The 11,871-nt window shown below is 34.7% G+C and carries 12 protein-coding genes and 1 riboswitch; of the genes, 10 read left to right on the top strand and 2 right to left on the bottom strand.

The window, feature by feature from the left end:
• Nucleotides 1-235: 235 nt before the first annotated feature.
• The 6 genes from Q7P22_RS07545 (at nt 236) to Q7P22_RS07570 (ending at nt 5,673) form a co-directional block, all read left to right on the top strand.
• The gene (locus tag Q7P22_RS07545; RefSeq protein WP_303862634.1) at nt 236-745 is read left to right on the top strand and encodes a M15 family metallopeptidase; all 510 of its coding nucleotides are present in this window, start codon (nt 236-238) and stop codon (nt 743-745) included.
• Between the two features lie 111 nt (nt 746-856).
• Nucleotides 857-1,078 (top strand): YdbC family protein, encoded by a 222-nt coding sequence (locus tag Q7P22_RS07550; protein ID WP_113921195.1) that lies wholly within the window; start codon nt 857-859, stop codon nt 1,076-1,078.
• A 252-nt stretch (nt 1,079-1,330) separates the two neighbouring features.
• The gene (gene ftcD / locus Q7P22_RS07555) at nt 1,331-2,206 is read left to right on the top strand and encodes a glutamate formimidoyltransferase (protein ID WP_303862637.1); all 876 of its coding nucleotides are present in this window, start codon (nt 1,331-1,333) and stop codon (nt 2,204-2,206) included.
• Nucleotides 2,207-2,328: 122 nt separating this feature from the next.
• A riboswitch (cobalamin riboswitch) is annotated at nt 2,329-2,499 on the top strand.
• 306 nt (nt 2,500-2,805) lie between these two features.
• On the top strand, nt 2,806-3,315 hold the full coding sequence (locus Q7P22_RS07560) for an ECF transporter S component (RefSeq protein WP_113921197.1): 510 nt from the start codon (nt 2,806-2,808) through the stop codon (nt 3,313-3,315).
• A gap of 31 nt (nt 3,316-3,346) precedes the next feature.
• The gene (locus tag Q7P22_RS07565; protein WP_303862641.1) at nt 3,347-4,096 is read left to right on the top strand and encodes an AIR synthase related protein; all 750 of its coding nucleotides are present in this window, start codon (nt 3,347-3,349) and stop codon (nt 4,094-4,096) included.
• Between the two features lie 419 nt (nt 4,097-4,515).
• Complete coding sequence (locus tag Q7P22_RS07570) at nt 4,516-5,673, top strand: hypothetical protein (RefSeq protein ID WP_303862644.1); 1,158 nt, start codon at nt 4,516-4,518, stop codon at nt 5,671-5,673.
• A 377-nt stretch (nt 5,674-6,050) separates the two neighbouring features.
• On the opposite strand, the gene Q7P22_RS07575 is transcribed toward Q7P22_RS07570, so the two are convergent.
• Nucleotides 6,051-6,530, bottom strand: a complete 480-nt coding sequence (locus Q7P22_RS07575) for a flavodoxin domain-containing protein (RefSeq protein WP_303862647.1) — start codon at nt 6,528-6,530, stop codon at nt 6,051-6,053.
• 178 nt (nt 6,531-6,708) lie between these two features.
• Nucleotides 6,709-8,103 carry a LysM peptidoglycan-binding domain-containing protein gene (locus Q7P22_RS07580; RefSeq protein ID WP_303862650.1) on the bottom strand — a complete coding sequence of 465 codons (1,395 nt, stop codon included), beginning with the start codon at nt 8,101-8,103 and terminating at the stop codon, nt 6,709-6,711.
• A gap of 294 nt (nt 8,104-8,397) precedes the next feature.
• Between Q7P22_RS07580 and Q7P22_RS07585 the strand changes: the two genes are divergently transcribed.
• The 4 genes from Q7P22_RS07585 to cysW all read left to right on the top strand — a co-directional run bounded on the left by Q7P22_RS07585 (nt 8,398) and on the right by cysW (nt 11,754).
• Nucleotides 8,398-8,559 (top strand): YezD family protein, encoded by a 162-nt coding sequence (locus Q7P22_RS07585; protein WP_113921202.1) that lies wholly within the window; start codon nt 8,398-8,400, stop codon nt 8,557-8,559.
• A gap of 316 nt (nt 8,560-8,875) precedes the next feature.
• Nucleotides 8,876-9,976, top strand: coding sequence for a sulfate ABC transporter substrate-binding protein (locus Q7P22_RS07590; RefSeq protein ID WP_303862659.1), 1,101 nt, complete (start codon nt 8,876-8,878; stop codon nt 9,974-9,976).
• 35 nt (nt 9,977-10,011) lie between these two features.
• Nucleotides 10,012-10,866 (top strand): sulfate ABC transporter permease subunit CysT, encoded by an 855-nt coding sequence (cysT, locus tag Q7P22_RS07595; RefSeq protein WP_303862653.1) that lies wholly within the window; start codon nt 10,012-10,014, stop codon nt 10,864-10,866.
• On the top strand, nt 10,867-11,754 hold the full coding sequence (cysW, locus tag Q7P22_RS07600) for a sulfate ABC transporter permease subunit CysW (protein ID WP_303862656.1): 888 nt from the start codon (nt 10,867-10,869) through the stop codon (nt 11,752-11,754).
• Nucleotides 11,755-11,871 lie beyond the last annotated feature (117 nt).

An 11,871-nucleotide genomic window follows, 5' to 3' on the forward strand; every position in this document is an offset into this window, starting at 1 on the left:
AGCCTTATTTATTCAGGCAATGTTTGCAAATTTAAGCTGGGAAAGTTGAGTTAATAATTAAAAATTAAGAAACAATTAAGAAACATAAGCTTACTTATTTTTTTGTATGTTGTATAATATTGCTAGGAGCATTGTACGGAGTATTCAAATAATAAAAAATATAAAAATCGCTTAAAGCCAATAATTCTTATAAGATTTTGTATTTTGAGTGAGGTGAAAGGAATGGATTAATAATATGAGAAAAAGAATAGTATTATTTTTAATAATTTTAATATTTTTATCATTGATATTTATTGTATTACCAAAGATTGGGTTTTATACATTCGTATTTGATCAAGGAGAGTATGAACATTCCGATGAATCTTCTACTGAAAGAATTTCTGATTTAAATGAGCTGAGTCCCAAAACTAGGGAATTGGCCCTTGAATTTTTAGAAAAATGCGAAGAAAATGGACTTGATGTGCGAATTACAGAAACCTATAGAACGCAAGCTCGACAAGATATACTATATGAACAGGGCAGAACTACACCTGGTTTAGTGGTTACATGGACTAAAAACAGTAAACACACTAAAAGGCATGCATTTGATATTTGCGAAGACAATACGGATGATCCTTATGGGGATTTAGAGTTTTTTAGGAAATGTGCAGAAATAGGTAAAGAAGTGGGGTTTACTCCAGGTTATTATTTTGATGAAGTGCAAGATATGCCTCATTATGAATTAAATAGATGGTGGATACAGTAATCAATTGTTCCTTATTTGTGTGATAAAAAGATAAGGGAATTAATATTACTGAAATTGATACATTAAGCAGAAGGTTCAAGAAATGAATAATACAAAGGAGGAAATAATATAATGGCCGAAATTAAATTTAAACTTGTTGAAACGATAGGGACAATATCTGAAAGCAATAAAGGTTGGGTAAAAGAGCTTAATCTGATTAGCTGGAATGAACGAGCACCTAAATACGATTTAAGAGATTGGGCACCAGATCATGTGAAGATGGGGAAGGGGATTACACTTTCTAAGGATGAATTGATTGTATTGAGAGATATCTTAAATCAGATGGAAATATAAAATCGCAAAGCCATTTGTATAATGGCTTTGCGATTTTATAATGTACTAGGAAACACCTACTTTTGACCTAGCTCCTGCTCAGTCATCCTGAGCGCAAGCGAAGGATCTAGACCCAAAAGGGATACCCAAATGCTAGTGATTAAAGACGAGCGACTAATGCGCCACAGACGCTTTCTTGTATATGTGTTAAAGGTAATGAAAAGCTTAATTATATATAAGTTTAAAGGGTTCGTATAAATGGAGGGGTTACTTATGAAGATTTTACTTGTAGAAGTAAATATAAGTGAGGGGCGAGATGCAGCTAAGATAGAACAAATAAAAGAATCGTTAATGGTAGGTAATGATATAGAAATTATAGATTTAAATTCTGATAAGGACCACAATAGATCTGTATTCACTTATAAGGGAGAATGTGAAGCTGTTTTAGATGCTACAAAAAGATTATCGAAAAAAGCTATTGAACTTATCGATATGACGAAGCATAGAGGAAGTCACCCAAGAATGGGAGCAGTGGATGTAGTACCTTTTATACCTATATTAAATATGACTGGTGAGGAAGCTGTAGAAATTTCTAAAGAATATGGTAGGTATATGGGCAGCTTAGGCGTACCAGTTTATTATTATGAGGATTCAGCCATTAGGGATGATCGAAAGTCCTTAGTTAAAATTAGGAAAGGTCAATATGAAGCACTAGCTGACAAAATGAAGGACGAAAGCTGGAAACCAGATGAAGGTCCATTTGAATTTAATCCTAAGAGTGGAGCCACTGTTGTAGGATCAAGATTTGCCCTATTAGCATTTAATATCAACTTAGATACTGAAGACTTAGAAATAGGAAATAAAATCGCTACTGCTATAAGAGGATCTTCTGGTGGATACCAGCATGTCCGAGCTATTGCATTAGAAATACCAGACAGAAAGATGATTCAAGTATCTATGAATTTAACGAATTATGAAAAGACGCCTATACATAGAGTATATGAAACAATAAAGTTTGAAGCGAGCAGATATAATGTAAATATTTCAGACACAGAGTTAGTAGGGCCAGTTCCAGTATATGCGTTAAGAGAATTACTTGATTTTTATATTAGATTAAAAGATTTTTCTACAGATCAGATTTACTTCTGACTGCGATATATCCGTTATATGAGAGTAAAGAGTAATAGTGTATTAGATATTATATTCTAAATTTCGCTATATCGTTAAGCTTTACAAATCAAATTAAAATGTTTATAATACTGTTATAACAAATACATATGTATGAATCAGGTGCCTTAATAGGAGAATAGGGAATCGAGTGAAAATCTCGAGCGGACCCACCACTGTAAATGAGGAGCAATGTATATTATCCACTGGTAACGGGAAGGAATATATTGCCGTGAGTCATAGCCAGGAGACCTGCCTGTATCATAGAATTCGTAAGCGACGGTAAAGTTTATGATCAATTTTATATTGGTCATAAACTTTTCTTTTTTTCGCGAACTAATGAGCCAAGCGAAGGTGAAGCTTTCGCAGGATTCTTTTTATCATACGCACCAAATAGTTTACTAATTTGACGCGTATGATAAAAAGAATCCGTAAATAAAAGCTTTAGCTTTCATTTAGCGAATGGCGCGACCGAGGAATCGGCCTAGCCGATTTCGAGGTGTAGAAAAATCAACTCATATGTCCACGTAAATGAAAGTTTTTATTTTAATATAATAATTTATTAATTTAAGGAGGAAGTTATGAACTCATTAATTCAAAACACTCAAGTCACTAAAACTAGGAAATTAGTTTACACAGCTTTATTAATTGCATTAGCATTTATAGGAGCACAAATTAAAATTTTGGGCTCCATCGCATTAGATGCATTGCCAGCCTTTTTTGCAGCTTTACTATTAGGTCCAGTAGCAGGTGCAGCAGTTGGGGCAATAGGTCACCTGCTCACAGCTATGACAAGTGGTTTTCCCATGTCTATCCCTATTCATTTAGTCGTAATGTGCACCATGGCTTTTATATGCTGGTTATATGGTTATCTCAACAATCGCATAAATTTAATTGTAAATAGTACTATTGCAATTATCCTAAATGGAGTAGGTGCAACTTATTTATCTGTATTAATCATGCAGTTATTAGGAATGATTCCAACTGTAAAAGAGTTTTTTTTCATGTTGGTAGGTCCCTTATTACTGGCTTCAACAGTTAACGTCCTTGCAGCTGCTGTTTTATACAGTTTGCTAAAGAAGAGAATTTAACTAAAACTAAATTGGCGAACAGGTGAGTATATTGAAGGTAAATAAATTTAGAGACTTAACATTAATGCACATAAATGAAGAAACAATGATGGTATTAGCATGTGATTCCTGTGGTGGAATAGGTATGAAAAAGCATGATGCGCTAGAAACACCACAAGAAGTAGTTGGGTACCTTACAGCAGGTGTGGCTTTAAGTGAATTATTAGCTTTTCGAGCTAAGCCAATAACCATAGTGAATAATTTTTGTGTAGAGATGAATCCTACTGGGAAAAAAATTATCGGTGGAATAAAGAAGGCAATTACTGATTGTGGATTAGATCAAGAAATGCTCCTTACAGGGAGTACAGAAGAAAATATGCCTACTGTACAAACATCTATAGGTATAACGGCTATAGGCATGATTGATCTTAAAAACTGGACGAAGCCAAAGACCTATAAGGGAGATGACCTTATTGTGGTTGGAAAGCCTAAGGTAGGGTCAGAAGTGCTAAAGTCTAAGGAAATACCTAATATCAAAATAATAAGCCTAATTAAAGATATACTAGGGATCAACGAAATACTTCCTGTCGGTTCAAAGGGCATTGATTATGAGATAGGGGAGCTTTGCAAAAGTAACGATTTGGATTTTAAATATACACAGACAGTAGAAGTAGATATAAAAAAATCTGCTGGACCAGTCACTTGTTTTATCATATCAGGACAGAAAGAAACCATATTAGAACAACTAACAAAATACAATGTATCTTATTCTTATTTAGGGTGTTGTATTGAGAAATGCTAAGATATGAATGAATAAAAAACACCTAATATACTAGTATTTCTTTGGCAATAGTCAATAATCTACAATTATTGTAATCAAACAAAAATTCAGACTATAATATGGTGCAAGGACTTATATTAATGTTCTACATGAGCCTTATCCTTCTTGAATATCAAGGAGGGTAAGGCTGGTTAAAGTGATACATTAACTCAAAAGCTACTATAGGTATCTATTATTTTCTAACATTTATCTCAAATTGTATCTTTAGCATAATCTCAGATGCTCATGCTAGCTAAATAGAAGTAATTATACATACACTTAAAAATCTTAATAGAGAGTGAATAACATTTGTTTATACATAACTACAAAAAGGATTTATATTATGGTAAAGTAGACTTATAATGCAATTATTATTAAAAATTTATCAAGTGGAGGATTTAATGGGTAAAGGCAATCATAGCAAATCAAAGTATAAGAATAAAGGCTGGTTAGATACACTAAAAAGCATTGTAATTTGTGGAGTATTTGGCGGCGTATTAGGTTTTTTTATAGGCGATTTTTTTAATCCATGGTTAAAAAGCGACAATATATTCATTGGACTTTTGAAGTTTTATGGCCTAATCATATTGTTTGTTATTGGATATATAATACATATTATCATTCATGAGGCAGGGCACTTGATTTTTGGATTGTTAACAGATTATACTTTTGTTTCTTTTCGAATAGGATCTATGACTATAGTAAAAGAAGATGGAAAGCTAAAAACAAAGAAATTTAATATACCTGGTACGGCTGGACAATGCCTTATGATGCCACCCAAAATAAAGGATGGGGAATTTCCGTTTGTTCTCTACAATTTAGGTGGAGTCATCATAAATTTACTCGTGTCCGCATTATGTATATCTACGATAGTTCTTATTAAAGAAATGGCATTTGTTTTAGAAGTTATATTATTATTGACTGCATTCGCTGGAATACTAGCAGCAGTGACCAATGGTATTCCAATGAAAATTGGAGGAGTTCCCAATGATGGACATAATATTTACTCTATGCTAAAGGATGAAGATGCAAGGAGAGGGTTTTATGTTCAATTAGAGGTAAATGGACTACAGAGCTTAGGGATTAGGATGAAAGAACTACCTTTAAGTAAATTTGTGCTAAATAATAATGCAGATGTAAGCCAGCCTCTTAATACGGCTATGAGATTAATGGAATACAGCTATCATTTAGATCACCTAGATATAGAATCTGCAAAAACATGTCTTCTTTCTCTTACAGAACATATGGACCGCATTGCACTTCTATTTGTCAATGAAATAAACTGTGAAAGATTGTTTTTAGAATTAGTTACAGATTGTGATAAATCTACAATAGATCGTCTCTATAATAAAAAGTTAAAGAAATACATAAAAGCATCAAGGTTTCAGATGAGTAAGAAGAGACTAATGATGGCATATGAGATTTATTATACTAAGGACATAAATAAGGCATTGCAATTTTATAAAGAAGGCAAGAATTTAGCTTCGAATTCTCCGGTAAAAGGAGATGCGGATATGGAGCTTATGCTCTTAGACTGGTTAAAGGTAAAATTATTATAATCCTAATTTTGTATTTCACCCTAATTTACGTGACTATTGTATACAATAATTATTCAGGAATTAGAATGATTTCAAGAATTCTATATTTAGAAAAAGGATGAACCTCATCAAAATATGTATTGAGATCAGAAAATTTACGTACTAATTAATCATAATACATTAGCTATATCGTAAAAAACGATCCAAGTGAATGCTGCTCAAGTATACAAAGAAAACAAGAATCATACAGTTGTAGTATATGCAACTAAAGAACTGTAAAAAGTGGAGTATAATAATTTAATATATTCCACTTATGTTAAAATGAATAAAAAGATATTGATATTATATAGAGTGGATAGTGTAGTCCACCCTATATTAAAGTTATTTCTCTAGAGTAATTAACCAAACAGCTTGCTAATTATTTCAATTGCGCTTACAATTTTAGCTTCCCTTTTTGGATGGGTCCAATTTACGATTGCTGTTCCAGCTATAATTGCTCCCTTGGATTTACAAGCCTGTTTTATCTGATTGATTGCCCGTTTGCCGCCCATCTGGGGAAATGGTAAGAACTGAGTAACCAAACACGCTACCTTTTTATTTTCTAATGAACTTATATGGGTAAGATAAGCTCCTAAAATAGGCGAGATAGAAAAAGCTCTCACAGGTGCTGCTAAAATTACCCCATCATACTGACTCACATCAGGTATTGTCCCTAGGTGAATTTTTGTAGGGTCCACCTCATTAAGGTTTTCTTCGCCTTCTGTTTGGATCCTCTCAATTCTCACATCATGACCTCTCTGGACAAGCTTTTCTTGTATTCCTTCAATGACGGAATAGGTGTTGCCTGATTTTGAATGAACGATAATGCCAATTTTCATTATTGCCTCCTAATTACGTATTTGCACATTGTATTACTACATTATACCTGAATTTGTATCGATAAAATAGTAAATAATTGCTAAATATGTAATTTTATAATTAAAATAAAATAGTAAAGTTTTTTACCCGTGAGACCTGACCCTAGAGCACTAGCAGCTGAAAGCTAATGGCTGGTTGCTAATGATTGTAATCTAAGTCAAAAAACAAAAATCCACTCATCACATTCTGGGGAACTGGTTTATTTAGTTCTACAATCCACACCTCCACTGGTGGCCGATCTTCCCTACATCCTGATAGATATGCAATTTTTAGACTGTCAGGAGACCAGGTCATTGGTGTTGCATAGCAATTAGATACTGCTAAGGTTCTATTGACGGAGCCTTGTATATTAGAAACACGAATGAGAGAGTAGTACTTTCCGTTTTTAAAAAAGGTAGAACTGTAACCTATTTTGTGAGAATCTGGCGCCCATGTAGGGTAGAAATTTTTAGCTTCAGGTCCACTAGGAATTTTATATACTATGGTCGTGGAGAGTTCAAGAACATAAATTTCTGATATACTCGCTCCTGGTGACGTATACAATACATATTTCCCATCAGGGGACAAGCTCACATCATGAAAGGGACCATTAATTCTATTACTTAACTGACTTTCATTACTACCATCTACATTATTCCTATAGATTTGGCTAAAGCCTAAAGGATCTTTTGCCTCATATAAGAACTCCCTTTGATTTGGAAACCATTGGACGTAAGAAGCTTCGCGCCGATTGATGTCCCGATAAGTATAGTTTGTAATATCGTATATCCGAATGACTTCTCCTGTTGAATAGACTAGTAAATTGCTATCAGGAGACCAGTCCACAAAGGCGGAAGCAGGTATTTGATCAATTTTTGCTATCCTATCTGTAGTAAGCTCCATAATTGAAATAACACCATCTTCATCAATATAAGCAATTCTGTTGTTATTAGGGGACCAAAAGACTCTCGAATTTCTTCCTGCATTATCCACTGCTAAATAAACTTCGTCTCTTGACTGAGGTTTGTATAATACAATATAATCTCTAAATTGGTCTGTTAACAGTAGGGCAATTTGTCCTGAGACACTTGGAAGCCCATAAGGTATTTGTAGATTCATTCCAGGGATGATCTTAGTTGTTAGGCCAGGATTTGCCATTACAATAAAATCAGGTTGTGGTTGCCCATTTGAGGTTACATTGTATTTTGAAGCAATTTTGTACAGACTATCTCCTTGTTTAACCGTATAATAAGGTACGCCTCTAGGGACATTTAAAACCATTGCTGGAGTAATAACATAAGGCTGATCAATAGCATTTGCTGAAATTAAGGTGCGTAAAGGGATTTTATATTTTGTAGAAATAGAATGGAGAGTATCACCTGGTTGAACTACATATGTAGTTACGCCTGGAGGCATGGATAATTGCTGTCCAGGATAAATTAAATAGGGAGCAGATAAATTATTAGCCGCCATAAGGGAGGCTTGGGGAATACTCCAACGTGCTGCGATATTGCTCAAGGTATCTCCTGATTGAACCGTGTAGAAAAATTGCATAGTGTACCTCCTTTTTGAGATTCAATATATTCTATGTTCCAAAAGAGAAACCTTTACAATTTTATATTAAAACACAAAAAAGAAGACTAATAACGTCACTATAAACAAATGTGGCATTTGACGTAACCGCAATAAATCTGCAAAGAATGTATCTTAAGATTATCATTAAAAAAATATGTCGAATTATAAATTAATAATATGATTGACATTGTATTAAAGTGAATATATAATTATATTAAACATATTGATTTACTATGAAATATTTTAAGTTTTGTATTATATTGGGGGATCGTTATGGATAGGAGTCAAAAAAAATTAATCGACAATTTTACGGATGAGACATTACGAAAAATCTTAGAATTGAAGAAATCTATAAAATACGGATCCATAACCCTTATCATTCAGGATGGTTTTGTAGTGCAAATTGAAGCCAATGAAAAAATACGAATGAAGTAGAAAGTATAATTACATAAAAGCTGACCATAAAAAATGGAGGCTAAGTAAAGAAAGAAAACGGTTTTCTTTCTTTACTTAGCCTTTTTTGTTTAACTAGGGAAATTCAACCTTTGGACTTAGCTCCTGCCCAGTCATCCTATGCGCAAGCGAAGGATCTTAACCCAAAAGGAATACCCTAATGCTAGGAGCTAAAGACTACCGACTAGCGACTAAAGTGTCAAAAGTTTTCTGCTCAGTAAAAGGAGGGGATAAGATGAAGTGATTTTATGACAATGAACAATAAAACAAAAAATAAGAGGGAGAAGTAAATATGAAGATGATTAAACTACATAATTTAATCGAAAGAAAAGTAAGCAATAGGAGGTTCAAAGGATTGAGGAGAGGAATGTTTGTCATCCTTGCATTAACATTGATTATATCCTCTGTAGCTTGCACAAAATCACCTGAAACAAAAGAAGTTAGTACGCCTAAGGGGAAGGAGCCAGTAATGCTACTCAATGTATCTTACGATCCTACAAGGGAGCTTTATCAGGAATACAATAGTGCATTTAGTAAGTACTGGAAAGACAAAACGGGTCAAGATGTCACAATTCAACAATCTCATGGAGGTTCAGGGAGTCAGGCTAGAACGGTTTTAGATGGAAATGAAGCGGATGTGGTGACATTAGCATTAGCTTATGATATCGATTCAATCAATACCAATAAAGAAATATTAAGTAAAGAGTGGCAAAGTCGCTTACCCAACAATTCTTCACCATATACATCGACCATGGTTTTTCTCGTTCGAAAGGGTAATCCAAAGAACATTAAAGATTGGGATGATTTGATTAAATCAGGGGTAGAAGTCATTACGCCAAACCCTAAGACCTCTGGCGGTGCTAGGTGGAATTATCTTGCAATCTGGGGATATGCTCTCAAAAACAATGGAGATGATCAAGGTAAGGCAAAGGATTTTGTGACAGCCCTTTATAAAAATGTACCAGTCTTGGATTCGGGTGCTCGTGGATCAACGACTACTTTTGTAGAACGGGGTTTGGGAGATGTTCTTCTAGCATGGGAAAACGAAGCTTTTCTTTCGCTCAATGAATTAGGTGAAGATGAATTTGAAATCGTTGTTCCCTCTATGAGTATCCTTGCAGAGCCACCAGTGACTGTTGTAGATTCCGTAGTTGACAAAAAGGGTACTCGGGAAGTTTCTGAGGCATATCTTGAGTACCTTTATAGCAATGAAGGTCAAGAGATTGCAGCGAAAAACTATTACAGACCTACCAATGAACAAATAGCAAAGAAATATGCATCTCAGTTTCCTGAGGTAAATCTCTTTACCATTGATGAAGTATTTGGTGGTTGGACAAAAGCACAAGAGGAACACTTTAGTGACGGAGGAATATTCGATCAAATTTATACAGGCAAATAATTTAATAGCAGTAACTGAAAAATGGAGTTGAGTTTATGAACTTTACAACAAGAGCTTTTAAAGAAAAAAGAGTTCTACCTGGTTTTGGAATTACCATGGGTTTTACCCTTTTGTATATTACCTTTTTGGTTTTGATTCCAGTGTCTATGGTTTTTATCAATAGTTCCCAAATTGGTTGGGAGAAATTTTGGGGAATCGTTTCTAGTGAAAGAGTGGTAGCCTCTTTAAAAATTTCTTTTAGTACATCATTATTGGCAGCTACAGTAAATACTATTTTTGGGCTGATTTTGGCTTGGGTTTTAGAACGATACACATTTCCTGGCAAAAAAATTATGGATGGATTTATTGATTTGCCTTTTGCCTTACCTACTGCTGTAGCAGGTATAGCTCTGACTACACTTTATGCTCAAAATGGTTATATTGGCAAGCTCTTTGCTCCATATGGAATAAAAATATCTTATACTCCTCTAGGAATTACTCTGGCGCTGATCTTCATTAGTTTTCCCTTTGTAGTGAGAACCGTTCAGCCTGTACTACAAAGCATGGAAATCGAAGTGGAAGAGGCGGCAACTTCCCTTGGTGCTACAAGACGCCAGATCTTTTTTAAAGTCATCCTTCCTGAACTTTTGCCTGCACTAATCACTGGCTTTGCTCTTGCATTTGCAAGGGCTCTTGGAGAATATGGCTCGGTCGTCTTTATATCTGGCAATATGCCTTTAAAGACAGAAATAACGCCACTATTAATCCGCACGAAATTAGAGCAATATGATTATGCTGGTGGCACCGCTATTGCTGCAATTATGCTTATTCTTTCGTTTGCTATGCTTTTTTTCATCAACTTTTTTCAATGGTGGGCAGGTAACAAACATAGTACTGTAAGGGGTGAGTAAATGACTAGTAAAGATACCTTATATAAAACAACACCAAAACCTGTAAAAAAGGAATCGAAAATAGTTCCCTATATTTTAATCACTATTGCTTTGCTATTTTTCGTAATGATGCTCATAGTCCCACTTATTATAGTATTCATAAAAGCCTTTGAACAGGGAGTAGCTGTATATTACGCTTCAATAAGTGATCCAATAGCCTTAGAATCCATAAAACTCACCCTCACTACCATTGCCATAGTAGTACCCATAAACACAATATTTGGGCTCATCGCAGCTTGGGCAGTAGCAAAATTTAGATTTAAAGGCAAAGAGCTCTTACTTACCATCATCGATTTGCCCTTTGCCATATCACCTGTTGTTGCAGGGCTAATCTTTGTCTTATTATTTAGTACAACTCATGGCCTTTTTGCCCCGATATTAAATGAACTGAGATTAAAGATTATATTTGCAAAACCTGGTATTATCTTGGCTACCTTATTTGTCACTCTTCCTTTTGTGGCACGAGAGATTATTCCCCTAATGGAGGCTCAAGGAACTACAGAAGAAGAAGCAGCACTTACCTTAGGAGCAAATGGATTTAAGACTTTTTGGCTCATAACCTTTCCGAATATAAAATGGGCTCTTTTATATGGGATTATGCTTACGGCGGCTAGAGCCGCGGGAGAATTTGGAGCAGTGTCCGTTGTATCAGGGCATATTAGAGGACTTACCAATACAATACCCCTTCACGTGGAAATACTTTACAACGAATATCAGTTTTCAGCTTCTTTTGCAGTAGCAACGTTGTTAACAGGAATTGCCATGATCAATCTAATCGTTAAAAACATCGTCCATAGAAAACGAAGCACTTCGTTTCGTGAGACAGAGGAAGTTGAAGTCAGTAAATAAAGGAGGCATAGTCATGAGTATTGAAATTGCAAATATCACCAAGTCCTTTAGTTCTTTCAAAGCCGCAAATTTCAAGTTTAAGTTAGCCACCCTTGTGATTCTGTTGCTAGGTCTAAC

The sequence above is a fragment of the Alkalibaculum bacchi genome (assembly GCF_937875145.1).
In the GTDB taxonomy this organism is placed as follows: domain Bacteria; phylum Bacillota; class Clostridia; order Eubacteriales; family Alkalibacteraceae; genus Alkalibaculum; species Alkalibaculum bacchi_A.